Here is a 26,049-nt window from a genome sequence, read left to right as displayed (position 1 = left end):
GTCAGTCCTTCGGAGTGCGGACGGTGCGGAGTTCGCCGAGGCCGGGCCGGACGTCCACCCAGTCTCCGGACGGAAGGTCGATCACGGCGAGGGCGCAGGTGGGGAAGGCGTCGGGAGCCTGGCCGGTCAGATCGTGGACGAGTTGGTGCACCGACGGGTTGTGCCCGACCAGCAGGAGCCGTTCGGACTCGTCCGGCGTCTCGCGGATGAGGGCGAGGAGCCCCTCGGGGTCGTTGTCGTAGATGCCGGGCTCGAAGCCGGCCTCCGCGTCGAGCGCCAGCCGGGCGAGCGTCTCCCGGGTGCGGACGGCGGGCGAGCACAGCACGCGGTCGGGGGCGAGCCCGCCCGCGCGGAGCCACTCCCCGGTCGCGGTCGCGTCGCGGCGTCCGCGGTCGGTCAGGGCGCGATCGATGTCGGGTTTGCCGAAGCCGGCCTCGGCCTTGGCGTGGCGGAGCACGATGAGCGTGGGCATGGCCGCCACATTAGGGGGCCACGAGGGCCGCCAGGGTCCAGAGCACGAGCATGATGCCGAGCATTCCGCCGAGCACGATGGCGAAGCCCTTGGGCCCCGACATCGTCGGCTTGCCGCCGCTCGCCACGGCCGCCTCCCGAGTTCGATACGCGCTGCATCGAGGACGGACGTCCCCGCTCTCCCGTACAGCGTACGACCGGTCCCGCGCGCTCGGGACGGGACCCCCGGAGACGCGGAAGGGGGCCGGTGGCGTGTCGCCACCGGCCCCCTTGCGTTCAGGCGGTCAGGACTTCCCGGCGGACGACTCCTCGGTGCCCGACTCGGCCTTGGTCCCGGCCGAGTCGGCGCCGACCGCGGCCTCCCGGCCCTTCTCGAGGGACGCCGCGCCGTCGCCGTTCCGCACGGCGCCGGGCTCCGGCTTGCCGCCCTCGACGGCCGGGTCGCCGGACTGCCCGCCGATCGGGTCGGCGCGCCGCTTGGAGATCACGATCGCCGCGACGACGACCGCGACGGACAGCACGGTGACCCCGACGCGCAGCGGCGTGTTGCCCGCATAGGTCACCACCGCGTCCGCGATCAGCAGCGCGACCAGGTTCATCACCTTGATCAGCGGGTTGATCGCGGGACCGGCGGTGTCCTTGAAGGGGTCGCCGACCGTGTCGCCGATGATCGTGGCCTCGTGCGCCTCGCTGCCCTTGCCGCCGAGGTGGCCCTCCTCGACGAGCTTCTTGGCGTTGTCCCAGGCGCCGCCGGAGTTGGCGAGGAACACCGCCATCAGCACGCCCGCCGCGATGGCGCCGCCGAGGTAGGCGCCGAGGGGCGCGTACCCGAGGGCGAAGCCGACCGCGATCGGCGTCATGATCGCCAGCAGGCCCGGGGTGGCGAGCTCGCGCTGCGCGTCCCGGGTGCAGATGTCCACGACCCGGTCGTAGTCGGGCTTCTCGGTGTAGTCCATGATCCCGGGCTTGGTGCGGAACTGCTCGCGCACCTCGACCACGACCCGGCCCGCCGCGCGGCCCACCGCCATGATCGCCAGGCCGGAGAACATGAACACCACGGCCGCGCCGATGATCAGCCCGATCAGCACGTTCGGGCTCGCGATCGACAGGTTGAAGTTCAGGAAGTCCGCGCCGATCGCGTCCCTGGCGCTCTTCGAGGCGCCGTCGAGCGCCGCGATCACCGTCGTCCGGAACGAGCCGAACAGCGCGGTCGCGGCGAGCACCGCCGTCGCGATCGCGATGCCCTTGGTGATGGCCTTGGTGGTGTTGCCCACCGCGTCCAGCCGCTCCAGCACCGCGGCGGCCTCGCCCTGGACGTCCCCGGACATCTCGGCGATGCCCTGGGCGTTGTCGGAGACGGGCCCGAAGGTGTCCATCGAGACGATCACGCCGACGGTGGTGAGCAGCCCGGTGCCGGCCATCGCCACCGCGAACAGCGCGACGGTGGTGTTGCCGAAGCCGAGCAGGAACGCCCCGTAGACGGCGGCACCGATCACCAGCGCGGTGTAGACGGCCGACTCCAGGCCGAGCGAGATGCCCGACAGGATGACGGTCGCGGGGCCGGTCCTGGCGCTGTCGGTGACCTCCTTGACCGGCTTGCGGTTGGTCTCGGTGAAGTAGCCGGTGAGCAGCTGGATCGCGCTGGCGAGCACGATGCCGATCAGGACGGAGCCGAGCGCGACCCAGCGCGGGTCGGCGTCCAGTCCGGCGATGGCCTTGTCGCGGACGCCGTCCAGCTCCGCGAAGGACGAGGGCAGGTACACGAACGCGGCGACCGCGACGAGGATCGCCGAGATCGCCGCGGAGATGAAGAAGCCCCGGTTGATCGCGGTCATCCCGGAGCGGTCGCCGGCGCGGGGCGCCACCGCGAAGATGCCGATCACCGCGGTGATCACGCCGATCATCGGCACGATCAGCGGGAACACCAGGCCCTGGTTGCCGAACGCCGCGGTGCCGAGGATCAGCGCCGCGACGAGCATGACCGCGTACGACTCGAACAGGTCGGCGGCCATGCCGGCGCAGTCGCCGACGTTGTCGCCCACGTTGTCGGCGATCGTCGCCGCGTTGCGCGGGTCGTCCTCGGGGATGCCCTGCTCGACCTTGCCGACCAGGTCGGCGCCGACGTCGGCGGCCTTGGTGAAGATGCCGCCGCCGACTCGCATGAACATGGCGAGCAGCGCGGCGCCGAACCCGAAGCCCTCCAGCACCTTCGGCGCGTCGCCCTGGTAGGCGAGGACGACGACGGCGGCGCCGAACAGGCCGAGGCCGACGGTGAACATGCCCGCGACGCCGCCGGTGCGGAAGGCGATCCGCATCGCGGTCTTCTCGCCGCCCTCCTCGCGGGCGGCCGCGGCGACCCGGACGTTGCCCCGGACGGCCAGCCACATGCCGGTGAACCCGGTGACGGCGGAGAAGATCGCGCCGATGACGAAGAAGACGGACCGGCCGATCCGCTCGCCGGTGGAGTCGGCGGGCAGGAGCAGCAGGACGAGCGGGATCAGGACCACGAAGATCGCGACCGTGCGGAACTGGCGTTTCAGGTAGGCGCCTGCGCCCACCTGAACGGCGCGCGCGATCTCTTGCATCTTGGCGGTGCCCTGGCCGGCGGCCAGGACATCGCGTACGAGACCCGCGGCGACGGCCAGTGCGAGCAGTGCGATCACGGCGACGACGACGACCAGGGAAAGGTCGCCGCCGCCGAGATCCACTTCAGCGCTGGCCGGGCTTGACAGGGAAAACCCGGGCATCCGTCCTCCTCGACAGGGGCGTTGCGATCGCGACCGACATAAAAGCGATCTTTACCGCGTACCCCACGAGTCATGATTTCGAACGCCTCGCACGGCAACGCGGGTGCCGGGAGTCTACGCACGCGTAAGTCGAATGTTAAGGCCGCGACGCCCTTCATGAAGATGTCGCCGAAATGAAACACGCGATACGCCGGAAATTGACCCATTGGCCTGATCGGACAGCGTCCTCCCAGGTCAGACCGGGCCAGGCGCTTATTACCCCGCCGATACCCTGACGGGCGCGGGGCATGACCGGCACATCGGCACGACCACCGGCGTCCGCATTCAAGCTAGGCATTAACACGGAATATGTCCAGACCCAAATCGGGTCGAACCTCCGACGATCACAAGAGAATCTCACACCCCCCGCACCACCAGCCCCACAAGCCCCACCCGCGCCCCCCGCGGCCCCACCCGCCCGGACCCGCACACCCCGCCTCCACGCCCCCGTACCCGACTCCAGAAGGAGGGGCGAGGCGCAGCGACATGCGAGCCGCGATCAGACCAGGCAAGACGCCTCATACGCCCGTGGGGCAGCCCTGCGCCTCCGGGGGGCGCAGCGGCGCAGTGTGCCTGTGGCTCGGTTTACTCGCGCTCTGTGGCGTATTCGTGCCGAGAGCTTGCCTAGGAGGCCAGCGCCCAAAGGCGCGGCGTTGGCGCAGGGGCGTTGGCGCAGGGGCGTTGGCGCTCGGCGCCGCGGACGCTCGTCACGAGGGCGGTAGTGGTACCTGCGCCGTAGGGGTCCGCGCGACGACCTCAGCCATCACAGCAACCACGCAACGACCTCAATGGTTGCGATCGCGTCCGAAGGCAGGTTCAAGCGGAGCGAGAACCTGATCGCGCAGCGAGCCGCCAGGCGAGACGGAGCGATGCCAGCGATCGCCCGCAGTGCTCTCCTTCTTCGGGCCCCCAGGCCCGAAGAAGGAGAGCACTGCCAATAAACACAGCTAGATGGTCGCCTCGGCTTCGGCCGGCCAGCTCATCCGTATCTGGACCCCCTTCGGCGTGGTCGCGATCTCCACGTCGTCGGCGAGCCCGGCGATGACGGCCAGACCCAGTTCAGCGGTGCCCTCACCCAGGCCGTACTCGAACTCGTCCACTCCCTCGTCCAGGGCGGCGGCGGGGAGCCCCTCCGGGGGAAGGTCGCCGGGGACGGTGTCGCTGACGGTCACCTCGAAGCGGCCTTTCTCGCCGCGCAGCTCGAGGCTGACGGGTTCGTCCGGGCAGTGCCGGCGATGCGCTTCCACGGCACGGGAGCACGCCTCGCCGACCGCGAGCCGCACCTCGTCCAGCAGAGGTTCGGCGACCCCGCTGCGGCGGGCGACGGCGGTCACGATCAGCCGGGCGGTCCGAACGTGGACGGGCAGCGCGCTGAAGGACAGTTCAACAGTCGACATTTCAGCCGCGGGCCGCCTACTTGGCGCCCTTGCGCTTCTCCTCGGCCTCGGCGATCGAGTTGTGAATGCCGAAGACCTTGGTCAGCCCCGTGATCCGGAAGATCTTGAGGATGCGCTCCTGGGTGCACACGAGCTCCAGGGAGCCGTCGTGGGCGCGCACCCGCTTCAGCCCGCCCACGAGCACGCCGAGCCCGGTCGAGTCGAGGAACTCCACCTTCTCCATGTCCACGAGCAGGTGGAACTTGCCCTTGTTCACCAGGTCGATGAGCTTCTCGCGAAGCTTCGGCGCCGTGTAGACGTCGATCTCGCCCTCCACGTTGATGACGGTGAGGCCATCGTCGGTGGTGTAGTCGTTAACCTTCAGATCCACAGATCCTCCACGCGCCGTGCAGCACTATCCGATCCCGCCACCCGGCCCCTCGGAGGGCGGCCGGACGCCGAGACTTCGCCGTGATTCAACCACGCTCCGGCGTCGTGTACGCACGTAATCGCCCACACGGGCGAAAGTTCGCGCCATCCCGCCTGACCTGCTGATCTCAGGTTCAGAGCAGGGGGAACAGGCCCTCCGGCGCCGGGGCGTTCCCGTTGTTTTGCCCCGGCTGGCACACTGAAAACCTGATGGGCGCCCAAAGATCCTCAACTCCCCTGGACCGGCTGCTCGCCGATCCCGCGCGGCGCGAACGCATCACCCATGTGGAGAGCGTTCCCGCACGTCGCGGCCGCCGGGCGGCGTGGCCCGACTGGTCACCCCCGCTGCTGGTGGAGCGGCTGGCCGCCGCCGGCATCGAAGCGCCGTGGGAGCACCAGGCCGCGGCGGCCGAGCACGCCCGCGCCGGCCGGTCTGTGATCATCGCCACAGGCACGGCCTCCGGCAAGTCCCTCGCCTACCTGCTGCCCTGCGTCGAGGCGATCTACGCGGGCGACGAGAACCCCCGCCACGAAGGGACCGTCCTCTACCTGTCGCCGACCAAGGCGCTGGCCGCCGACCAGCTCCGCGCTCTGCGCGCGCTGCGGCTCACGCGCGTGCGCGCCGCGACCTACGACGGCGACACGCCGCAGGACGAGCGGACGTGGGTCCGCCAACACGCCAACTACGTGATGACCAACCCCGACATGCTGCACCGGTCGATCCTGCCCGGGCACGCCCGATGGTCGTCCTTCCTGCGCCGTCTGAAGTACGTCGTCATCGATGAGGCCCATGGGTACCGCGGCGTCTTCGGCTCGCACGTCGCACAGGTTCTGCGCCGCCTCCGCCGGGTGTGCGCGCGATACCACTCGTCCCCCACGTTCATCCTCGCTTCGGCCACCGCGTCGGAGCCCGCCGCCGCCGCATCCCGTCTCACCGGTCTCGACGTGGTGGCCGTGGACGACGACGCCTCTCCGCGTGGGCCCGCCACCTTCGCCCTGTGGGAGCCGCCCCTGACGGACCTGCGGGGTGAGCAGGGCGCTCCCGTTCGCCGCACGGCCACCGCTGAGGCCGGCGACCTCCTGGCCGACCTTGTCGTCGAGGGCGTGCAGACGCTCGCCTTCGTCCGCTCCCGGCGCGGCGCGGAGTCGGTGGCGCTCAGCGCCAAGCGCGCTCTGCACGAGGTGGCCCCCGGCTTGGCCGAGCAGGTCGCCGCCTACCGCGCCGGCTATCTGCCCGAGGAACGGCGCGCGCTGGAGGCCGCCCTGCGCTCCCGCTCGATCATCGGCCTGGCGAGCACGAACGCCCTGGAGCTCGGTGTGGACGTCTCCGGGCTCGACGCGGTCCTGGTGTGCGGCTGGCCGGGCACCCGCGCGTCCCTGTGGCAGCAGGCGGGACGTGCCGGACGTTCCGGGCAGGCCGCCCTGTCCGTCCTGGTGGCCCGCGACGACCCGCTCGACACGTTCCTCGTCCACCATCCCGAGGCGATCTTCGGGACGCCGGTCGAGGCCACCGTGCTCGACCCCGACAACCCCTACGTCCTCGAACCGCACCTGTGCGCGGCGGCGTCCGAGCTGCCGCTCACCGAGGACGATCTCCCCCTCTTCGGTCCCGCGACCGCCGACCTGCTGCCGGACCTGGTGCGCCGCGGCCTCCTGCGCCGCCGCCCAGCCGGCTGGTACTGGACGCGCCGTGACAGGGCCTGCGACCTGGCCGACATCCGCGGCGCGGGCGGCGCGCCCATCCAGGTCGTCGAGGCGTCCACCGGGCGGCTCCTCGGCACCGTGGACGAGCCGTCCGCGCACACCACCGTCCACGAGGGGGCCGTCTACATCCACCAGGGCGAGTCCTTCATCGTGCAGACCCTCGACCTGGACGACTCCGTCGCACTCGTCGAGGCGGCCGACCCCGACTACTCGACCACCGCCCGCGACGTCACCGACATCAGCATCGTGGAACGGCTCCGCTCCGTCTCCTGGGGCGAGGCCACACTCAGCTTCGGAACCGTCGAAGTCACCCGGCAGGTGGTCGCGTACCAGATGCGCCGCATGCAGACGGGGGAGATGCTCGGCGAGAAGCCCCTGGACCTACCGCCCCGGACCCTCCGCACGCGCGCCGTATGGTGGACCCTCTCCGAAGCCCAGATCTCGCGTCTGGACGACCTCGACCTGGCAGGCGCCGCCCATGCCGCCGAACACGCCTCGATCGGCCTGCTCCCCTTGTTCGCCACGTGCGACCGCTGGGACATCGGCGGCGTCTCTACGGCCGTCCACCCCGATACCGGGCTTCTCACCGTCTTCGTCTACGACGGCCATGAGGGCGGCGCCGGATTCGCCGAACGAGGCTACGGCGACGCCGCCGCCTGGCTACGCGCGACCCGCGACGCCATCGCCTCCTGCGAATGCGACTCGGGCTGCCCGTCCTGCATCCAGTCCCCCAAGTGCGGCAACGGCAACGACCCCTTGGACAAACAAGGCGCCCTAGATCTCCTAGCCGTCCTCCTGGCCGAAGCTCCCGAGTAACCCGGCCGGGTCAGTTGGGAGCGACCCGCTGGGCCGGGACGGAGGCCTGGTCGTCCATCCCGCGCCGGGCCTGGGCCAGCGCCTGCTGGAGCTTGCGCCGCTCCATCTCGAGCGTGTGCAGGGACTCCTCGTGCTCGTCCCGCAGGTCCCGCAGCTCCCGCCGCATGTTCATCGCGCGCCGGAAGCCCAGCGACGCGAGCATCATCCCCGCCATGAACACGATGGCGAGCACGGCGCCGGCCATGAAGACCTGCCACTGCGACGTGATCCCCGGAACCTCGTCGCCGAACAGGGTCAGCCGGGCCGGGCCCGGGTTGTCCAGCACCACGGCGACGCCGGCCGCACCGGCGGCGAGCGCGATGAGCACTCCCAGGAAGATCATGCGGAGGGTCTCCTCTCCATCGGGCCTTGCCGCCCCGGTGCGGGACGAGGCCGAGGTCTCGGACGACAGAACGCATCGCCGGACAAGCCAGACGATCCGATTGGCAAGGCAGCCTAGACCGTGCTCAGACCCCTCGCCAGCCCCACAACCACCCCCCACCCCCAGCGGACCAAGCACCCGCCCTCCGCAAGCATCCATACCGAGGACCGATCCACCGCCCCCGGGTCGGCCCCGACAGGCCCGTTGCGGCTGACCTGCGCCTCCACCCGGTCGCGAGGCGACTCCCAGAAGATCCCGTAAGGACGGCACAGCACCGTCGGGACCATCAGCCTCGTCAGGCATCGGGGCCATCAGCCACGTCACCGACCACCGCGCCCAGTGCTCACTTGGGGCCCGGCCCCTCAGCCATGTCGCCGAGCACCGCACCCGGTCGTCAAGTTGTAGCGACGACTCGCGCGGTGGCCTCGACCTTCATGCCGGATGTCGCGGCCACTCAGCCATGTCACCGAGCGGCGCACCCAGTGTTCACTTGCGGCGCGGACCAGGCGTTGACCCCGACCTTCATGTGGGCTTCGCGGTCCCTCGGCCACGACGCCGGGAACCGCGCCCGGTGGTCACTTGCGGCGGCGGCCGCGCTTGGGCTTCGTGTTCGTGCCGGGCTTGGCGAGGCGGACGTTCACTCCGCCGGAGGGCTTGCCGAAGGTCGCGGGACGGCGGCCGGCCTTCGGCTTCGAGTCGCTGACGGCCGTGCCCGCGGTGCGCTTGGTCGAGCGGGCGCCCTTGGCTCCGGCCGCGACGACCGGGGCGGTCTTGGCACGCGCCTCGGCGCGCGCGATCTGCTCGCGGGCCTTGCTCACGCGCCTGCGGCCGGTGCCGCTGCGTGCGATGCGGGCCGCCATGCCGTTGCTGCTCGTGCCGGCCTGGGCGACGCGGAGGCGCCGCGTCCAGGTCCCGAGGTGCGCGGCGACGATCAGCAGGACCAGCGCGATGCCGACGCTCTTGCCCCACTGGAGCCGGTCGGTCGCCGCGACGTTCTGGGCCTTCGGCGAGTCGGTGGCGATCTGCGGCGCGGGGTAGGTGAGCCCGGGCGTCGCACCGTCCGGCTGGACGGACGGGAGGGTGACCGGCGACTCGTTGTTGAACGGGGTCAGGGGCGTCCCAGTACCGGGGACCGAGGAGCCTCCGGACGGGAGGGACGGCGCCGAACTGCCGGGGACGGAACCCCCTCCACCGCCGAGCGAGGCGGTCGCCGAGGCGGTGCTCGAGTCGAGCGATCCGCCCGTGCCGGTGGAGCGCCTGGCTCGGACGCCCACGGACACCGCGCCGCTGGACCTGGTGAGCGACAGGGTGGTGGAGCAGCTCGTCCCCTGGCAGAGGGAGCCCACCGAGCCCGCCTTGGACTTCACACCCGAGCCGGCGAGCGTGTAGCCGATGAGGTCGTCTTCGAGGCCGCGGTTCCACTTCACGACGACCTTGCCGCCGGACGCGCTGGCGGACACGCCGGTGGGGGCCGCCGGCGCGATGCGAACCGTGAAGGTGTTGGAGTCGTAGACGTTGCTGGTCTGCTTGCCCTTCAGGTAGACCTTGTAGCGGCCATTCCTGCTGATCGAGAAGGTTCCGGACATATCCCCGGAGAAGCCCTTCTCCTGGAGGAACGTGTCGCCGATCCCGGGACCGTCCACTCGCAGCTGCATCGTGATCGCGAAGTCGAAGTGCGCCTTGGCGGTGACCTGGGACCCGCTGGTGATGACGGCGCCGTCCGCCGGGGTGATGACGCTTGTCGTGGCCGCCTGCGCAGGCAGGGCGGCGAGTACCGGGAAGCTCATCGCAAGGGGTGCCGCGAGTGCGATCGCACCGAGCCTGCGAATGATGGTCACGGCCTCAATCCCTTCGACAGCTCGCGCCGATCTCGTTCCGCCGGGCGCACCGCACCTGGCGATGACTATGGGCTTACGGCAGCGTAACGTACCACCGGGTAGCAAAAGTCACAGGAGGATGACAAAGAGGAACGTGTTTTCACTCCCTGCAACCTCCCACCCTCTATTGACACTCAGTGCAACGAGGCATGTGGCGCTAGGGTACGCCGTCCTGCCCCACAGGACCAGCCCTCGCCCGGGAAACGATCCTGCGCCCCTTCAGTCCCATGGGCATCGTGACATCGACGACCACCGAGACATCGATGATCTCGCCTCGCACCTGGCACCTCACCACGCGAGCCCGTGACTCGATCGCGATTGCCTTCGCTCTCGCACAGGCGGCTCCGCCTCCATCGGAGACCCGCGCCGCGCCCGCCAGCGCCGCCATGTCGGCCGCCGCCTCCCCTCGATGCCGCGCGCTCCGGACCCCGCCGACCAGGACCGCCGCCACTCCCACCACCCAGACGAGGACGGCGAACGCCAGCACCCAGACCGTCCCCGACCCCCGATCTCCCGGCCGTGGATCCGGCTCGTTCCTCGTCCTCCCTCCACACCTGGGGAGCCGGCGAGCCGTATCGGACGCGGGGGCGCCGCCTTGCATGACCTCTCCAATCCGTTGACGTGGTGGACTGCTGCAACGAGTCGTCCTGGCAGGCCTCGATCAGCCCGGAACGCGCTGCCCTCCGTGGCGGCTTCTCCCACCTCGACCTCCCGGTTCGACCTCCCGGTTCGACCTCCCGGTTCGCCAGTCGAGGCGTCACGGGCTGGTGGCGGGCGGGAGGCCGGGTTCTGTCTCGGCGGCCGCGTGGGCGTGGACGACGAGGGCCGGTAGGCCGATCGCGGCGGCAGTGTCGACGGAGGCGGAGATGTCCACGCGGACGGTCGCCTCGTCACGGTGGACCTGGACGGTCGCGCCCTTCGGGACGGCCCTCACCACCAGGTCGCGCACGGCGGTGAGGGACTCGCCTCTGGCCGCCGCCCGGGCGCCGCTCCGGGCCGCGTCAGTACAGGCGAGCTGCACGGACGCCGCCCTCACGCCCCACAGCACGATCGCAGTGACCAGCACCAGGGAGGGAAGGGCCACAGCGATCTCCGCCGTGGCCGTCCCGCGATCCCTCAGCCGGCCAGATTGAGGGCCTTCTCGATGATCTGTAAGAGCATCGTCTTCACCTGCGAGCTGGTCACGATCTTGAACAGCAGGCCGGCGAAGGCCGCCGCGGCGATGGTGCCGACCGCGTACTCGGCGGTGGACATCCCGCGGTCCCTGCATGCTCCGGACCATCGCCGCACCACCGTTTTCCACGCCCTCATCGGGGCTCCTTTCGCTCGTTGTCGGTTCAAGGCTGCCGAGGCGGGACGCAGAGTGACGAGCGAACCGCATTCTGTGGATAACCCGCTCACCAGGGCAGGAGGAGCGTCGAGGCGATCCCGGCGATGGCCGGGACGACGCCGAGCAGGACGAAGGCGGGCAGGAAGCACAGGCCGAGCGGGGCGAGCGCCCGGATGCCCGCCGCCCGAGCCCTGGCGGCGGCGGCCGAACGGGCCACCCTGCGCTGGTCGCGAGCGAGACGGCTCAGGGAGGGGGCAAGCGCCGCTCCTGTGGACGCCGCCCGGACGGCCGCCCGCGCCAAAGGCGCGAGCATCGGCTCCTCCGCCAGTGCCAGCCAGGCCTCTGCCGGGTCCGCCCCGAGCCGGATCTGGACGGACACGGCGCGCAACTCGTCGCCGAGCGGACCTCCCACCGCGTCCGCGACCGCCTCGACCGCCTCGTGCCAGGGCGCGCCGCCGCGCAGGCAGGCGGCGAGGAGATCGACCGCGACGGGGAGGTCCGCGACGAGCCGTGCCCGCCTGCGGCGGCGTTCCCCACTGCCGAGACGGCTGAAGGACAGCCAGACGGCCACGGCGACGAGGACACCGAGCACACAACCGGCCGGACCGCCCAACGTCAGCGCGCACAGCACCCCCGCCACGCCCGCAGCCACCCGCCGAAGGATCACGTCACGGCGCCCGGTCTCCTCTGCGGGCCCCTCCCGCTCCTTCAACTCCGCGGCTGGGGCGGCCGTCTCTGCGGGGCCCACACGTGGCACCGGAACCAACCGCCGTTTGGGAGCCGCGTGCCTCGGCGAAGGCCCTCCAAACTGACCGGCCAACCTCCGCGTGGCGACGCTTGTCCCCCGGGGCACAAGAAAACCCGATGCCGCCGCACACAGCACGACCATCAGCGCCGTCATCACTTCACCTACTCCCTGCTCGTCTCGACCGCGCAAACCACCCGCCGGCAAGGCCCCCTTCATTCACGACGGGCGCTCCTGCGACGCGTGGACGACCGGCTCTCCGGGCCACCAGCCGACTGGCTCTTCCGGCTACCCACCGACTGGCTTCCCGGGCCACCCAGCGACTGGCTCCCCGGGCTACCCGCCGACTAGCTCCCCGGGGGGCGCCGAGTGGATCTCCGGGCTGCCGCCGACTGGGTCTCCCGGCTGCCCGCCGGCTCGTTCACCGACCGCCCGCAATTCCCACGGCCCGCCGCGCACGTCCTTGCAGTGACGCCTCTGCCGTGGCCCGGGCCCTCCCCGCCCCGATCGCCCGGGTCAACGCCCCCACCAGCACCCCCGCCGGGATGCGGAACCCTCCTCCGCCCCGATCACGTGGATCAACACCCCACCCAGCGCCTCCGCCGCGGCCCGCGCCCCCCGCCCCGATCACCGGATCAACGCCTCGACCAGCGCCTCTGCCGGGACTCGGGGTCGTCCGCCAACCGGTGGCCGGGCACTCGCGTCTGCTGGACTGCGCGAGCGCTTCGGTTGGCGGGGCAGGTTCGATCCCTGCTTGGGAGACGCGCGGCACCGCCGCGAGCGGCGGCACCTTCAGGCCCGGGGTCGCGGGTCAGCGGGGGGCTTCGGCGGACTTGGCGAGGTGGCGGGTCCAGTAGAGGCCGGTGGCGTTGAGGGCGGTGCCCGTGATCAGGCAGGCGAGGCCGGGGAGGGTGGTGCAGAGGAACGGGATGGGGTGCGCACCCAGCGCGGCGGCCATGGCCAGGCCCAAGAGGGGCAGCGCGGCCAGGAGGCGCGCCGTCGCTCGGGGGCCGGCGAGTTGGACGGATACGTCCTGGCGTTGGGCCTCTTCGTCACGGAGGGCGCTTGCCAGGCCGTCCAGGACGGTGGCCAGTGTGCCGCCGCGTTCGGAGCCGACCCGCCAGCAGGCCGCCAGGAGCCGCAGGCCCTCGGCGCCCGGCAGCGTGGCCCGTTCGTCCAGGTGGTCAGGGGGTGGACGAGGCAGGCTGAGCAGTTCCCTGGACACGTGGGGGTCGAGGACGGCGGCGGCCGCAGTGAACGCCTCGTCGGGGGTCCGGCCCGCGGACAGCTCGGCCGCCATGGCATCGCAGAGTTCGATGATCGAGGTTCGGCGGCGTTGCGGAAGCGTCCGGCGCTCCTTCAGGGTCTCCAATCTGGTGCGTAGTGGGCGTATCGGGTCGGAGGGCGGAGGGGCGAGCAGGCGGTCTAGACGGTGGGTCGCCGGGGCGGGCAGCAGGTAGGTCCACACGGCGGCAGCTGCACAGAGGACCGCCAAGGCAATCAACACAAGGCGCCTCCCAAGCGGTCTGGACGGCGGCTCGCTGACGCGAATGCCGGGCAGGTCCACGTAGCCGCGGCTGGGCAGTGGACAGCTACAGACGTCACGAGGCAGCTCGCAGATGGCCTAGATGGTGGATCGCTGAGGCCGGGGCCAGGCAAGCCCACAGGGCAGCGGCTGCGCAGAGGAGGGCGCCAGCCGTCACGAGACGCCTCACAGAGACCCAGGCAGTGGAGCGTTGACGTGAAGGTCCGGCAGTTCCGCCGGGCGGGGGCTGGGCGGAGGCGGTTGCGATCGTCATGGGGTGCCTCGCAGGCGGGTTTTGAGTGCGTCTGTGCCTGCGGCGGGGATTACTTCGCCGGAGGCGGTGAACGAGACCGCGGGGACGACGCCGACCAGGCCGTCTGGGCCTCGCTGCAGGAGGCAGATCTCGGCTACCCGGCGGCGTCCTCCGCCTGGGTCGCGGACCAGGTGGACCACCACGTCCAGGGCGGCGGCCAGTTGGCTGTGGACGGCTTCCCGGGTGAGGCCCGCCGCGCAGGCGAGGGCTTCGAGCCGCGCGGGGACGTCTGCTGCCGTGTTCGCATGGAGGGTGCCGCAGCCCCCTTCGTGGCCGGTGTTCAGCGCTTGCAGCAAGACCACGACCTCGCGGCCCCTTACCTCGCCCACTACCAAGCGGTCGGGGCGCATGCGGAGGGCTTGGCGGACCAGGTCGTTCAGGGTCACGCCTCCGGCGCCTTCGGTGTTGGGGGGACGCGCCTCCAGCCGGACGACGTGGGGGTGGTCGGGCTTGAGCTCGGCCGAGTCCTCGACCAGGAGGAGTCGCTCCAGAGGGTTGACCTGTGAAAGCAGGCTGCTCAGAAGCGTGGTCTTGCCAGTCCCGGTTCCGCCGCTGATCAGGAAGGCCGCTCGGGACTCGATCAGGGCGGCCAGCAGGTCGGCACCCTCGGGTGGGACGGTGCGGGCCGCGACCAGCTCGTCCAACGTGAAGGCGCGACGGCGCGGGAGGCGCAGGGACAGGCAGGTTCCGGTCGCGGCGACCGGTGGAAGGACGGCGTGCAGGCGCACGCCGCCCGGGAGGCGGGCGTCGGCGTAGGGGGAGGCGTCGTCGAGGCGGCGGCCCGCGGCGGCGGTGAGGCGCTGGGCGAGGCGGCGGAGGGTCGCCTCGTCGGGGAAGCGCACCGCGGTGCGGACGAGGCCGGAGCCGGTGTCGATCCAGACCTCGTCGGGGCCGTTGACCAGGACGTCGGTGACGTCTGGCGAGCGCAGTAGCGGTTCGAGGGGGCCCGCGCCGACGAACTCGGCGCGTAACTCGTCGGCCAGGGCCAGTACCTCGCGGTCGCCGAGGAGCCGCTCCTCCGCGCGCAGCGCTGCGGCGACACGGCCGGTCGTGGCTTCGCCGCCGGTGTGGGCGAGACGGTCGCGGACGGCGCTGGAGAGCCCGGTCATGCGGCCTCCCTGTAGGCGTAGGGCTGGAGGGCGAGGTCGGCCAGGACGGTGGTGCAGAAGTCGGCCAGGGGGCCGCGGCGGCAGGCGCGTTCGAGGTCGCCGCCGTCGACGGCGGCGGGGAGTCGGCGGTCGCGGTCGAAGGAGCCGGCGGACGGGATGCCGAGGACGCTCGCGATCGCGTCGGGGGTGAGGCCGCCCGGCGCCGGGCCCTGGATGACGAGGCGCAGGTCGGGGGTGTCGCGGCGGAGGGCGGCGGCGAGGCCGTCGGCCGCCACGGTGGCGCGGACCTCGGCCGGGACGAGCAGGAGCGTGACGGCGGCGGCGCGCAGGGCCGCGCGGCCGATGTCGCCCGGATGGCGGGGAACGTCCACGACGACCAGGTCGAACCCGCGGGCCGCCGCGTCGAACAGGGAGCGGACCGCCTCCTCGGAGACCGGGACGGGCTCGCCGCGCCGCCAGGACAGCACGGACAGGTCACCCGAACTGGGCAGGGTCTCGCGGAGTGTCGCGGCGCTCAGGCGGCCGCGGCGTTCGGCGAGGTCGTGCCAGCGGACGCCCTCATGCGACTCCAGCCCGAGGACGAGGTCGATGCCGCCGCCGAACGGGTCGGCGTCGACGAGGAGGGTGCGGAGGCCCTGGGCCGCCGAGGAGAGGCCGAGCGCGGTCGCGAGGACGCTGGCCCCTGCTCCGCCTCGGGCGCCGACGACGCAGAGCGTGGTGGCCCAGCCGCCCTCGGGTTCGCAGGCGGCGGCGAAGGCGTCGATCAGCCAGTTCTCATGCTCGGGGAGGGCGACGACGTCCTGCGCCCCTGCCTCCACGGCCATGCGGTACGCGTCGGGGGCGGCGCCGCCGGTGACGAGGACGACGCCCGGACGGCGTTGGAGGCCGGCGGAGGCGAGGTCCTCGGCGAGGTCGGCGCCCACGAGGATGAGGGCGGGCCAAGTCCAGGCGGGTCTCGCCTCATCGGTGCTGTAGGCGACCTCGGCGTGGGCGTCCGCGGCTGCGGCGAGGCGGAGGAGGTCGTCGGCGAGCGCGGGGTCGCCGGTGACGATCAATGCCGCGAGGTTCATCGGATGCTCCTTCGACGTTCGGAGACATCCACCTTGCGGGCCACGTCGAAGACGGCGAGCAGGATCCACCAACTGTGGATAACTTCGCCCCGCGCGACACTCGAACGATGCCGCCCGGGGAGGGGGTGTGAGGGGCGGGCGGGCGGTGGCGTGGGGATGGTGCCTGTGGCCACCGCCCGGCCGCCTCACGACAAGGCGACCCCCGCCGGGGGGGAGAGCGGGGGTCGCCGGCGGTCCGGCTCCGGGGGGGTAGAGCCGGCCCGCTTTCCCAGAAAAGTCTCAGGGAGTTCGGGCTAAGCCGCGGGTAAGTCCGCCCTATGGAAGAGGCAAACTCACCGACTCCAGTCTAGGCGGATACAACATATGCTGCCCGATCGTCGAGAGTTCCGTCGAGCGGCAAACTCGCCCGGCACATGGCGATTTTTCGCACCTGACGACGACGATCCGCCGGAGCGGTCGGCGCAGGGCGCCGCCCGGGCCCGGCAACGGCCCCCGTTCCGGCGCACACGAAGTGCATCGGGACGGGAGTGGGAGCGTACAGGAGAACTAAAGATCTTTCCTGCGCCCCGCACGATCGGCGGTCAAATGGCGACGATTACCCTGAGTGATCAATTTCGCGATCCGAACGACGATTACGGAAGTCCGGAATATCCCTTCTTGCCCGCAGCCGGCGCGGGAGTCCCGTCCGGCGCCGCCCCTCCCGCCCCGGCGGACATTCCGAAAGGGGGGTTGTCATCTGGGCAAATAAGGCGTAGACAGGTCATACGGACCCAGTGTCCGGGCACGGCAGCCGGGTACCCACGCGCGACCAGCCGCGGGAGGCGCGTCGAGACGGGCTTGACCCGATCCGACGGATATGAGGTGCACGCTTGGTAACCCGGTGTGACGTGCTTTTTGCGGCGGCGTCCCGGCGCGGGGCGCCGTTCGCTTTGCGCCGCCCCCGCCCGCCCTACTCGCGGACGTCCAGCCCCAGCGCCGTCGCGAGGACGATCGCCTGGTAGGGATCGATCACCGCGCGCCTCAGTTCGACGGTGAACGGGTCCAACGACGACAGGTCGCTGCCGCGCAGGTCGCAGCGGGAGAAGTCGGCCTTGTGCAGTGCCGCCCCCGACAAATCGACCCCGCGCAGTTCGGCTCCGGCGCACTGGGCGCCCGTGAGATCGGCCTCGCGCATGCGCACGTCCGTGAACGACGCCCGCCGCAGGTCGGCCCCGGGCAGGCCGGTGAACGACCAGTCGCCGCCCTTGACCTTCATCAGGTCGTAGGTGCAGCCGTCGAACATGCTCCCGACGAACTTGCACCCCGTGAAGGCCGCGTCGAAGAAGCCGCACCGGACGAACGTGCAGTTGAGGAACGCCCCGTCCTTGTGGCTGGACGCGTTGAAGCGCACGCCCCGGAACGTGCAGTCGGTGAAGACGGCTCCGGTGCCCTCGGCTTCGGTCATGTCCACGTCCACGAACAGGACGCTGTCGTGCCGTTCACCGGTCAGGTCACGCGAATCCCAGTTCGCCGACGAGATCGTGGTGTCCGTCGGCGCCGCGGGGCGCCCGTACATGCGATCGGCCATGTGACCAGCATGGACCCACCGGGTGACAGTCTCAGCCGCGCATGAACGCTTCGCAGATGGCCTGCGAGTCGCGCGCGGCGGCGGCGATGGCCGAGGCGCAGTGGGCGATCCACCGCGCGACGCCCTCCGACGTACCGGACGTGTAGGCGCGAAGGGCCTCGGCGTACTCGTCGGAGAGTTCGAGGTGCCCGACCTCGGGCGCGACCAGGGACTTGGGGTCGAGCCCACGGGCGACGAGGGTGATCCGCTGAGCGGCGCGGGCGACGATGCCGTCCCCCCAGCCGAACGGGCGCAGCGCCAGGAGTTCGCCGTGCACGATCGATGAGACCACCAGTGCCGGCGCCTTGGTGGGCTCGGTCAGCAGCCCGCTGAGCGCGTCAAGGCGCGCCGCCACCTCGGAAGGCGACGGCGGTTCCCCGAGCCCGAGTACGTCCTTCACGACGCCGTCGTCGGAGCGGGGACGTCCGAGATCGGCGCTGTCGACCGCGTCCGCCGCAGCGAGGACGTGCAGGCGCGCCAATGCCTGCCGCGGCGCCTTGCGCCAGACCTCGGTCAGCGTCCCGAGCTCGGCCGACACGCGCAGCGCCCCTTGCACGACGGGGTCGGACGGGGTGTCCGTGGTACGCAGCTCGTCCAGGGTGACCGAGGCGCCGTCGAGGACGGCGGAGGCCCGGGCGCCGCGCAGCGCCGACTCCGTGGACACCTCGGCGCTGCGCCGCCGCAGGATGCGGTGGCCGAGCAGCCGGTCCACGGCCCTGCGCGCCTCGTCGACGGCGTCGGCGACGCCGGGAAGGTTCGCAACATCAGCTAGAGCATCGGTCACGGCCCGACCCTATGCCGTCGTCCGGAGCGCTCGCGCAACGGCCCGCCAGGGCGTGGAACGGAAACGATTTCCTCCCCCCGGACGTGGGAAGGCCCGTTGTGTCGGGTATCACACAGCAGGATCCGGAGCCGTGAGCGCCGGTCGCGCTCGTCCTCGACACCCGGGATCGCGGCCTTGTGGGGACCGGGACCTACCTGGTGGAGTGGGGATACCGGGCGACCCCCGCTTCAGCTAGCAAGGAGTTCGCGTTGAGCCAGAGCCAAGAAACACTGTCGAACCTTCTGCAGGAGACGCGCCGCTTCCCCCCGCCCGCGGAGCTCGCCGCCTCTGCGAACGTCAAGGCCGACGCCTACGAGCGGGCCGCCGAGGACCGCCTCGGCTACTGGGCGGAGCAGGCGGACCGGCTCACCTGGTCGAAGCGCTGGGACGACGTCCTGGACTGGAGCAACCCGCCGTTCGCGAAGTGGTTCGTGGGCGGGGAGCTGAACGTCGCCTACAACTGCGTCGACCGGCATGTGGAGGCCGGACGCGGCGACAAGGTCGCCTACCACTGGGAGGGGGAACCGGGCGACTCCCGCACCCTCACCTACGCCGACCTCCAGCGCGAGGTGAACAGGGCCGCGAACGCCCTCCTCGAGCTGGGCGTCCGCAAGGGCGACCGGGTCGCGATCTACCTCCCGATGATCCCCGAGCTGCCGATCTCGATGCTGGCGTGCGCCCGCATCGGCGCGACCCACTCGGTGGTGTTCGGCGGCTTCTCCGCGGAGGCGCTCCGGACGCGCATCGACGACGCGCAGGCCAAGCTCGTCATCACCGCGGACGGAGGCTTCCGGCGCGGCAAGCCGTCCGACCTCAAGGGGATCGTGGACGAGGCCGTCGCGCAGACGCCGTCGATCGAGCACGTCCTCGTGGTGCGCCGCACCGGCGAGGAGGTGGCCGAGCACGACCGCGACGTGTGGTGGCACGACGTCGTGGAGCGGCAAAGCGACCAGCACACCGCCGAACCCATGGACTCGGAGCACCCGCTGTACATCCTGTACACGTCCGGGACGACGGGTAAGCCGAAAGGCATCCTGCACACCAGCGGCGGCTACCTGACCCAGTGCGCGTACACGCACTGGGCGGTGTTCGACCTGAAGCCGGAGACGGACGTCTACTGGTGCTCGGCCGACATCGGCTGGGTGACGGGCCACTCCTACATCGTGTACGGGCCGCTCGCCAACGGCTCGACCAGCGTCATCTACGAGGGGACGCCCGACACCCCCAACAAGGGCCGCTGGTGGGACATCATCCAGAAGTACAAGGTGTCCATCTTCTACACGGCGCCCACGGCGATCCGCACGTTCATGAAGTGGGGCGACGACATCCCGGCCCAGTACGACCTGTCGTCCCTGCGCGTGCTGGGGTCGGTCGGCGAGCCGATCAACCCCGAGGCCTACGTCTGGTACCGCAAGAACATCGGCGCCGACCGGACCCCGGTGGTCGACACGTGGTGGCAGACCGAGACCGGCGCCATCATGATCAGCCCGCTGCCCGGGGTCACGGAGGGCAAGCCCGGCGCGGCGATGCGCCCGCTGCCCGGTATCGCCGCGGACGTCGTGGACGACCAGGGACAGTCGGTCCCGGACGGCGGCGGCGGGTTCATGGTGATCCGGGAGCCTTGGCCCGGCATGCTCCGCACGATCTGGGGCGACGACGAGCGGTACGTCAAGACGTACTGGTCGCGTTTCGAGGGCCTCTACTTCGCCGGTGACGGCGCCAAGAAGGACGCGGACGGCGACATGTGGCTGCTCGGCCGCGTGGACGACGTCATGCTCGTGTCCGGCCACAACATCTCCACGACGGAGGTGGAGTCGGCGCTGGTCTCGCACCCGAAGGTCGCCGAGTCGGCGGTGGTCGGCGCGACGGACCCGGTCACCGGGCAGGCCATCGTGGCGTTCGTGATCCCGCGCGGCGACGCCGGCGGCGACGTCGAGGGCGAGGACTTCCTGCGGGAGCTTCGCGACCATGTCGCCAAGACCCTCGGCCCGATCGCCAAGCCCCGGCAGATCATGATCGTTCCGGAGCTGCCGAAGACCCGCTCCGGCAAGATCATGCGGCGGCTGCTGCGGGACGTCGCCGAGAACCGCAGCATCGGCGACGTCACGACCCTCGCGGACAGCACGGTGATGGACCTCATCTCCGAGAAGCTGCCCAGCACCAAGTCGGACGAGTGACCCCGCCGCACTCCTAGGGGACCGCTACGGCCCGCGCCTGGCACACCGCCGGGCGCGGGCCGCTTTCGTGCCCGAGGCGGGGCCGCTTCGTGCCCGAGACAGCGCCGCTCTGTGCCGGAGGCAGGGGCCGCTTTCGTGCCCCAGGCAGGGCCGCTCTCGTGGCCGACGCAGGGGCCGCCAGGCCGCCTCACCAAGCGGACCAGGTAAAATATCCCCAGGTGCGCCGGGAAGTCTGGTCGGCAGGGGACGTCCCGTGATGACGCGGGCCGTGGCCTTGTCCAGACCGCCCGCAACATCCCCAGGGGTTTCCTTATGGCGCGCCCGCCCGTGAAGCGCCGCGTTGCAGCAACGTGGCCGTTCCGTCCGACCGTCTACTACGGCACCCAGGTCGCCAGTGCGCTCCGCACCGAGACGATCGGCGGCGTGGTGATGCTGCTCGCGGCGGTCGCCGCGCTGGTGTGGGCCAACACTCCCTGGGCCGACGCCTACAAGAGCCTCCAGACGTTCGAGATCAGTCCGCACTGGCTGCACATCGGCCACATGGACGTGCAGCACTGGGCGTCCAGCGGGCTGCTGGCGGTCTTCTTCTTCATCGCCGGGCTGGAGCTGCGCGAGGAGCTGACCCACGGCGAGCTGCGCAATCCGCGGGACGCGGCGCTGCCGATGATCGCCGCGGCGGCCGGGGTCGCGGTACCGGCGCTGATCTTCCTCGCGGTGAGCGCGGGCGAGCCGGGCGCGTTCGACGGGTGGGCCGTGCCGACGGCGACGGACATCGCGTTCGCCCTCGCGGTGCTCGCCGTGACGTTCACCTCGTGTCCGGCGCCGCTGCGCGCGTTCCTGCTCACGCTGGCGGTGGTGGACGACCTGATCGCCATCACCATCATCGCGCTCTTCTACACCCATGCCCTGCACTGGGTGCCGCTGCTTCTCGCCGTGGCGCTGATCGCCGGGTACGGCCTGCTCCAGTTCCGGGGCGTCCGTTCGCCCTGGGTGTACGTGCCCCTCGCCGTGCTGGCCTGGTACTGCCTCCAGCGGAGCGGGATCCACGCGACCGTCGCCGGCGTCGCGCTGGGAATGCTCACCAGCTCGAAGCGGTCGGCGGACGGACGGCCGACGAACGCCGAGCGCGCCGACCACGCCCTGCGCCCCTTCTCGGCGGGCGTGGCGGTGCCGGTGTTCGCCTTCGTGTCGGCCGGCGTCGGGCTCGGCGCGGCGCAACTGGGCGCCGTGTTCACCGACCGGGTGGCCCTCGGCGTGATCGCCGGGCTCGTGGTCGGTAAGTTCGTGGGCGTCTTCGGCGGGGCGTGGGCGGCGGTGCGGCTCGGCCTGGCGACGCTGGGGGAGGATCTGCACTGGAATGAGATCGCGGGTGTCGCGCTCCTGGCCGGGGTGGGTTTCACCGTTTCGCTGCTGATCGGCGGTTTGGCCTATACCGACCCGTCACAATTCGAGAGAGTGACGACTGCGGTCCTGATCGCGAGCGTTCTCGCCTCGGCGGCCGCGGCCGTCGTCTTCCGCAGAAGGGTGCGCGTGCGCGCGCGCCCGGACTAAGGAGAAAAATGTCCGAGGCAGTACCGGGCGAGCGCGTCGAGGACAAGTCCCTCGGCGAGCTGGTCGCGCTGGCGTCGAGCAGCGTCTCCGACCTGATCAGGGCCGAGATGGACCTGGCCAAGCTGGAGCTGAAGGCCGACGCCAAGAAGGCCGCGGTGAGCAGCGTGATGTTCACCGTCGCCGCGGTGATGATCGGGTTGATCGTCCTGCAGTTGTCGTTCGCCTTCGCCTACGGTCTGATCGCCATGGGCATCTGGCGCTGGGCAGCGTTCGGCATCGTGGCCGCCGCGTGCTTCGTCCTCGCCGTGATCCTGATCTTGATCGGAGTCCTCCGCATCCGCAAGATCGAGAAGGCGCAGCGGACCCGCAAGACGCTGAAGGACGACTTCAACGCGCTGCGCCGCCGCGGCGGCTCCGATGATCCCGAGCTGACGGCCTGACCGGCGCCGTGTCCGGGCACGAGTCGTCCCTGATCGAGGTCGAGGGGCCGTGGACGCACCGGCAGGTCAGCGCCGGCGGGACGCGCTTCCACGTCGCCGAGGCCGGCGAGGGGCCGCTCGTCCTGCTGCTGCACGGGTTCCCCGAGTTCTGGTGGTCGTGGCACCACCAGCTGGTCTCGCTTCCCGCTGCGGGCTACCGGGCCGCGGCCGTCGACCTGCGCGGCTACGGCGGCAGCGACAAGCCGCCGCGCGGGTACGACCTGGTCACGCTGGCCGGTGACGCCGCCGGGCTCGTCCGCGCGCTGGGCGAGGCGAACGCGACCGTCGTCGGGCACGACTGGGGCGGGCTGCTCGCCTGGACGATGGCCGTCTACCACCCGAAGATCGTCCAGCGGCTGGCGGTGGTGAGCGCCCCGCATCCGCTGCGGCTGCGGCAGGCCGTCGCCGGCGACCCGCGCGGGCAGGGCTGGGCGGCGCGCCACACGTTCGGCTTCCAGGTGCCGCTGTGGCCCGAACGGCGCCTGGTCCGCGACGACGCGGCGCTGGTCGGGAAGCTCCTGCACGACTGGTCAGGGCCGGGCTGGCCGGACGAGCGCACTGAGCGGCTAGTACGGAAGGCCGTGCAGATCCCTGGGGTCGCCCACAGCGCGCTGGAGTACTACCGCTGGCTCATCCGCTCCCAGGCCCGCCCGGATGGGATCCGCTACGCGCACCGTATGCGCACCTCTATCCACGCCCCCACGCTCCAGCTGCACGGCGCGCTCGACACCTGCACCCTCCCGGCCAGCGCGCAGGGTTCCGGACGCTACGTGCAGGGCCCCTACCGTTGGTCGCTCCTAGAGGACGCGGGGCACTTCCCTCACCAGGAACGTCCGCAGGCGTTCGACGCGCAACTCCTCGACTGGCTGGCCGACCCGGGGGCCGATCGCTGACCCCGCGTACCGTAGAGGGATGCGGGATCGGGACGAGTCGGGACGCCCACGCAACGCACGCCCACGCGACGCCTACGGCCGTCCACTGCCACACGGCGCCACCGGCATACCCACGATGCCGGACGACATCGACATGCCCCCACAGGAGGCCCTGGCGGAGGCCCAGCGCCTCCTGGACGCCGATCGCCCCTTCCATGCCCACGAGGTACTGGAAGCGGTCTGGAAGGCCGCCTCAGAGCCCGAACGGGAGCTGTGGCGGGGCCTCGCCCAGGTCGCCGTTGGGGTAACCCATCTCCGCCGCGGCAACGCACGCGGCGCCGAAGCCCTTCTGAACCGCGCCGCCGAACGGATCGTCCCGTACCAGGACGCCCCTCCGTACGGCATCGACGTCCGGGGAATCGTCCAGCGGGCACGGGGTCTGGCCAAGGAGCCCCAGGACGGCCCCATCGCCCTACGCCTCACGAGCCCCGATACAGAGCAGCGCGGCTAGTCAGAGCAGCTCTGCGTGGAAACCGGCGTCGTGGCGGTGGCGCCCGCGCGGGCGTCGGGCGCGACCTCCGCCGCGGTGAGCGCGTAGCCGGTGGACGGCGTGTCCAGCGCCGCGGCGAAGATGACGCCGTAGACGCGGCCGTCGGTGGACAGCAGCGGTCCGCCCGAGTTGCCCGGCTCGACCTTGCCGCGGATGGCGTAGATCTCGCGGCTGACCTGGCCGGAGTGGTAGATGTCGGGCCCGCGCGCCGTCTGCCGGGCGCGGATCCGCGCCGCCTCGGGCCGGAACGGCTGGTTCTTCGGGAACCCGGCGATGATCGCGTTGTCCCGGACGCGGGCCTCCTTGGCGAACTCCAGCACCGGCGCCCGCAGCCCCGGCACGTACAGGACGGCGATGTCGCGCTTCGGGTCGTACAGCACGACCCGCCCGCGGCTGGTGTCGCCGTCCTTCGTCGCGACCACCGAGGAGCCGCGCGCGCCCGCGACGACGTGCGCGTTGGTCATGATGTGCTGGGGCGCGAACACGAACCCGGTGCCCTCGATGCGGCGCTGGCACTGCGGCGCCGTGCTGACCACCTTCACGATGCTCTTCTTCGCGGCCTGGAGGCCCCGGGTGTTGAGGACGGACTCGTCCGGCGGCGGCACCTGCACCACCGACTCGCCGCCGAGTCCGTTGAAGACCTGCGGGAACTCGCTGCTCTTCACGAACCCCTGGAACGAGGTGAACCACGTCTGCGCCTGCGAGGGCATCACGTCGTTGATGCCCTTGATGATCGAGGAGCCCTTGACCTGCGTCCGGACGGGCTGGAACTCGGAGTTGGCGACCAGGCTGCCGAAGAACCAGGCGACGATCAGCAGCGACAGCGCGCTCACGAACGTGCCGCCGACGGCGTCGGCGGTGCGGGCGTTCATCCCGGTCACCCGGTTGCGCAGCACGGCGCCGAGGGACGAGGCGACGAGCTGCCCGAGCGTGGCGGCCAGGAACGCGACCACGATGGCGAGCAGCGCCTGCTGCGCGGCGCCGTCCACGGCGGCCTCGGCGATCGGCGGCGCGATCAGGACCCCGATGACCCCGCCGCCGACGAAGCCGACGAAGCTCAGCAGGCTCACGATGAAGCCCTGCCGGTAGCCCGAGACTCCGAACAGCACGACGAGCACGAGCAGGATCAGATCGAGAACGTGGTCGTCCAGCACCGCTTCACCGTATAGGGCCGCGCCGCCGGTTCACGTCCCCTCGATGGACCAGTTTGGAGCGCGCCGGATAGCCGCGGGGGGTGACACGCGGCCGTCACCGTGCCCCTGCGCACCGCGAACGGGCATCTGACCTGCGGCCGAACCGGCGCAGGGCGGGCGGGGCGATTTCGTGGGAAACGACGAGGCGCTCACTCGCGCGCGGCGAGGTCCAGAACCTCCCGCGGAAGATCTTCGACTCTGGAGGTGTCCCAGGGCCTGTTCCAGCCGCCCGCGTCCAGCACCCGGGTCAGCAGCGCGGCCGTGAACCCCCAGACGAGCATGTCGCGGACGTGGAACGCCGGGCCGTCCGTGAGCCCGGACGGGTGCCGGACCATCACCCGGTTCCCGGGGTCGACCAGCTCGCTGATCGGGACCCGCGCGACCATCGCGACCTCCCCGGGATGGCCGGGCGCGACCTCCGACGGCTCGCGCCACCAGCCGGCGACGGGCGTGACCCGGTGCCGGCTGTGCGACAGGTAGAGCTCGGGCAGCGTGCACAGCACGTCCACGCCGGACGGTTCGACGCCGGTCTCCTCCCACGCCTCCCGCAGCGCCGCGGCGACCGGGCCGTCGTCCTCGGGGTCGATGCGGCCGCCGGGGAAGGCGGGCTGCCCCGCGTGCTTGTTGAGGGTGGCGGCGCGCTCGGTGAGCAGGACGTCCGGGCCGCTCGGCCCTTCGCCGAACAGGATGAGGACGGCGGCGGCGCGGGCGGTGGGGACGGGCCGGAACACGGGCGGCACCGGAAGCCTCGGCGCCTCGGCGCAGAAGCGGTCGAGCCAGGCGGGCCGGCCGGGGGCGGTGTCGGTCACGATCGTCCCAACCCCGC

General features: G+C 71.6%; 23 protein-coding genes. 6 read left to right on the top strand and 17 right to left on the bottom strand.

Annotated elements, in window-relative coordinates:
* Position 1 precedes the first annotated feature (1 nt).
* The 4 genes from ABWI07_RS06250 to ABWI07_RS06235 all read right to left on the bottom strand — a co-directional run bounded on the left by ABWI07_RS06250 (position 2) and on the right by ABWI07_RS06235 (position 5,024).
* Positions 2-472: a SixA phosphatase family protein gene (locus ABWI07_RS06250; protein WP_149260120.1), complete on the bottom strand. Its 471-nt coding sequence runs from the start codon at positions 470-472 to the stop codon at positions 2-4.
* A gap of 283 nt (positions 473-755) precedes the next feature.
* On the bottom strand, positions 756-3,218 hold the full coding sequence (locus tag ABWI07_RS06245) for a sodium-translocating pyrophosphatase (RefSeq protein ID WP_149260121.1): 2,463 nt from the start codon (positions 3,216-3,218) through the stop codon (positions 756-758).
* Between the two features lie 986 nt (positions 3,219-4,204).
* Positions 4,205-4,654: an ATP-binding protein gene (locus ABWI07_RS06240; protein ID WP_353817891.1), complete on the bottom strand. Its 450-nt coding sequence runs from the start codon at positions 4,652-4,654 to the stop codon at positions 4,205-4,207.
* Between the two features lie 16 nt (positions 4,655-4,670).
* Positions 4,671-5,024 (bottom strand): STAS domain-containing protein, encoded by a 354-nt coding sequence (locus ABWI07_RS06235; RefSeq protein WP_149260123.1) that lies wholly within the window; start codon positions 5,022-5,024, stop codon positions 4,671-4,673.
* A 248-nt stretch (positions 5,025-5,272) separates the two neighbouring features.
* Between ABWI07_RS06235 and ABWI07_RS06230 the strand changes: the two genes are divergently transcribed.
* Entirely contained in the window at positions 5,273-7,582 is a 2,310-nt protein-coding gene (locus ABWI07_RS06230; protein WP_353817890.1) for a DEAD/DEAH box helicase, read from the top strand.
* 10 nt (positions 7,583-7,592) lie between these two features.
* Here ABWI07_RS06230 and ABWI07_RS06225 read toward each other — a convergent pair whose 3' ends face one another.
* From ABWI07_RS06225 to ABWI07_RS06175, 11 genes are all read right to left on the bottom strand, one after another.
* Positions 7,593-7,964, bottom strand: a complete 372-nt coding sequence (locus tag ABWI07_RS06225) for a hypothetical protein (RefSeq protein ID WP_149260125.1) — start codon at positions 7,962-7,964, stop codon at positions 7,593-7,595.
* 614 nt (positions 7,965-8,578) lie between these two features.
* Positions 8,579-9,841 (bottom strand): hypothetical protein, encoded by a 1,263-nt coding sequence (locus tag ABWI07_RS06220; protein ID WP_353817889.1) that lies wholly within the window; start codon positions 9,839-9,841, stop codon positions 8,579-8,581.
* A 196-nt stretch (positions 9,842-10,037) separates the two neighbouring features.
* Positions 10,038-10,481: an Rv3654c family TadE-like protein gene (locus tag ABWI07_RS06215; protein ID WP_353817888.1), complete on the bottom strand. Its 444-nt coding sequence runs from the start codon at positions 10,479-10,481 to the stop codon at positions 10,038-10,040.
* A 156-nt stretch (positions 10,482-10,637) separates the two neighbouring features.
* On the bottom strand, positions 10,638-11,000 hold the full coding sequence (locus tag ABWI07_RS06210; RefSeq protein WP_353817995.1) for a TadE family type IV pilus minor pilin: 363 nt from the start codon (positions 10,998-11,000) through the stop codon (positions 10,638-10,640).
* Positions 10,997-11,191, bottom strand: coding sequence for a DUF4244 domain-containing protein (locus ABWI07_RS06205; protein WP_353817887.1), 195 nt, complete (start codon positions 11,189-11,191; stop codon positions 10,997-10,999). The genes ABWI07_RS06210 and ABWI07_RS06205 overlap by 4 nt, the downstream gene beginning before the upstream one ends.
* A gap of 86 nt (positions 11,192-11,277) precedes the next feature.
* Positions 11,278-11,862, bottom strand: a complete 585-nt coding sequence (locus tag ABWI07_RS06200; protein WP_353817886.1) for a type II secretion system F family protein — start codon at positions 11,860-11,862, stop codon at positions 11,278-11,280.
* Positions 11,863-12,766: 904 nt separating this feature from the next.
* The gene (locus ABWI07_RS06195) at positions 12,767-13,327 is read right to left on the bottom strand and encodes a type II secretion system F family protein (protein WP_353817885.1); all 561 of its coding nucleotides are present in this window, start codon (positions 13,325-13,327) and stop codon (positions 12,767-12,769) included.
* Between the two features lie 423 nt (positions 13,328-13,750).
* Positions 13,751-14,902, bottom strand: coding sequence for a TadA family conjugal transfer-associated ATPase (locus tag ABWI07_RS06190; protein ID WP_353817884.1), 1,152 nt, complete (start codon positions 14,900-14,902; stop codon positions 13,751-13,753).
* Entirely contained in the window at positions 14,899-15,972 is a 1,074-nt protein-coding gene (gene ssd, locus ABWI07_RS06185; RefSeq protein WP_353817883.1) for a septum site-determining protein Ssd, read from the bottom strand. The genes ABWI07_RS06190 and ssd overlap by 4 nt, the downstream gene beginning before the upstream one ends.
* Before the next feature lie 949 nt (positions 15,973-16,921).
* Positions 16,922-17,539, bottom strand: a complete 618-nt coding sequence (locus tag ABWI07_RS06180; RefSeq protein WP_149264366.1) for a pentapeptide repeat-containing protein — start codon at positions 17,537-17,539, stop codon at positions 16,922-16,924.
* Positions 17,540-17,570: 31 nt separating this feature from the next.
* Positions 17,571-18,362, bottom strand: a complete 792-nt coding sequence (locus ABWI07_RS06175) for a Fic family protein (RefSeq protein WP_353817882.1) — start codon at positions 18,360-18,362, stop codon at positions 17,571-17,573.
* A gap of 248 nt (positions 18,363-18,610) precedes the next feature.
* On the opposite strand from ABWI07_RS06175, the gene acs reads away from it, so the two are divergent.
* The 5 genes from acs to ABWI07_RS06150 all read left to right on the top strand — a co-directional run bounded on the left by acs (position 18,611) and on the right by ABWI07_RS06150 (position 23,991).
* Complete coding sequence (gene acs, locus ABWI07_RS06170; protein ID WP_149264364.1) at positions 18,611-20,578, top strand: acetate--CoA ligase; 1,968 nt, start codon at positions 18,611-18,613, stop codon at positions 20,576-20,578.
* A gap of 327 nt (positions 20,579-20,905) precedes the next feature.
* On the top strand, positions 20,906-22,129 hold the full coding sequence (nhaA, locus tag ABWI07_RS06165) for a Na+/H+ antiporter NhaA (protein WP_149264363.1): 1,224 nt from the start codon (positions 20,906-20,908) through the stop codon (positions 22,127-22,129).
* Positions 22,130-22,137: 8 nt separating this feature from the next.
* Positions 22,138-22,569, top strand: coding sequence for a phage holin family protein (locus tag ABWI07_RS06160; protein ID WP_149264362.1), 432 nt, complete (start codon positions 22,138-22,140; stop codon positions 22,567-22,569).
* An 8-nt stretch (positions 22,570-22,577) separates the two neighbouring features.
* Positions 22,578-23,501, top strand: coding sequence for an alpha/beta fold hydrolase (locus tag ABWI07_RS06155; RefSeq protein ID WP_149264361.1), 924 nt, complete (start codon positions 22,578-22,580; stop codon positions 23,499-23,501).
* A 115-nt stretch (positions 23,502-23,616) separates the two neighbouring features.
* Complete coding sequence (locus tag ABWI07_RS06150) at positions 23,617-23,991, top strand: DUF309 domain-containing protein (protein ID WP_353817881.1); 375 nt, start codon at positions 23,617-23,619, stop codon at positions 23,989-23,991.
* On the opposite strand, the gene ABWI07_RS06145 is transcribed toward ABWI07_RS06150, so the two are convergent.
* Together ABWI07_RS06145 and ABWI07_RS06140 are read right to left on the bottom strand one after the other, a co-directional pair.
* Positions 23,988-25,184: a MarP family serine protease gene (locus ABWI07_RS06145; protein WP_353817880.1), complete on the bottom strand. Its 1,197-nt coding sequence runs from the start codon at positions 25,182-25,184 to the stop codon at positions 23,988-23,990. The two genes, ABWI07_RS06150 and ABWI07_RS06145, sit on opposite strands and share 4 nt — an antisense overlap.
* 188 nt (positions 25,185-25,372) lie before the next feature.
* Entirely contained in the window at positions 25,373-26,032 is a 660-nt protein-coding gene (locus ABWI07_RS06140) for an NUDIX hydrolase (protein ID WP_149264359.1), read from the bottom strand.
* Positions 26,033-26,049: the final 17 nt, after the last annotated feature.

Source organism: Actinomadura sp. NPDC000600 (assembly GCF_040492135.1).
Lineage (GTDB): Bacteria > Actinomycetota > Actinomycetes > Streptosporangiales > Streptosporangiaceae > Spirillospora.
This window is presented reverse-complemented; position numbering and strand designations above follow the sequence as displayed.

Bases quoted from the DNA above. Each gene is read 5' to 3' on its own strand.
- ABWI07_RS06150 (WP_353817881.1), top strand. From the start codon at position 23,617: ATGCCGGACGACATCGACATGCCCCCACAGGAGGCCCTGGCGGAGGCC.
- ABWI07_RS06215 (WP_353817888.1), bottom strand. From the start codon at position 10,481: ATGCAAGGCGGCGCCCCCGCGTCCGATACGGCTCGCCGGCTCCCCAGG.
- ssd (WP_353817883.1), bottom strand. From the start codon at position 15,972: ATGAACCTCGCGGCATTGATCGTCACCGGCGACCCCGCGCTCGCCGAC.
- ABWI07_RS06245 (WP_149260121.1), bottom strand. From the start codon at position 3,218: ATGCCCGGGTTTTCCCTGTCAAGCCCGGCCAGCGCTGAAGTGGATCTC.
- ABWI07_RS06230 (WP_353817890.1), top strand. From the start codon at position 5,273: ATGGGCGCCCAAAGATCCTCAACTCCCCTGGACCGGCTGCTCGCCGAT.
- ABWI07_RS06160 (WP_149264362.1), top strand. From the start codon at position 22,138: ATGTCCGAGGCAGTACCGGGCGAGCGCGTCGAGGACAAGTCCCTCGGC.
- ABWI07_RS06240 (WP_353817891.1), bottom strand. From the start codon at position 4,654: ATGTCGACTGTTGAACTGTCCTTCAGCGCGCTGCCCGTCCACGTTCGG.
- ABWI07_RS06180 (WP_149264366.1), bottom strand. From the start codon at position 17,539: ATGGCCGATCGCATGTACGGGCGCCCCGCGGCGCCGACGGACACCACG.
- ABWI07_RS06205 (WP_353817887.1), bottom strand. From the start codon at position 11,191: ATGAGGGCGTGGAAAACGGTGGTGCGGCGATGGTCCGGAGCATGCAGG.
- ABWI07_RS06250 (WP_149260120.1), bottom strand. From the start codon at position 472: ATGCCCACGCTCATCGTGCTCCGCCACGCCAAGGCCGAGGCCGGCTTC.
- ABWI07_RS06190 (WP_353817884.1), bottom strand. From the start codon at position 14,902: ATGACCGGGCTCTCCAGCGCCGTCCGCGACCGTCTCGCCCACACCGGC.
- ABWI07_RS06225 (WP_149260125.1), bottom strand. From the start codon at position 7,964: ATGATCTTCCTGGGAGTGCTCATCGCGCTCGCCGCCGGTGCGGCCGGC.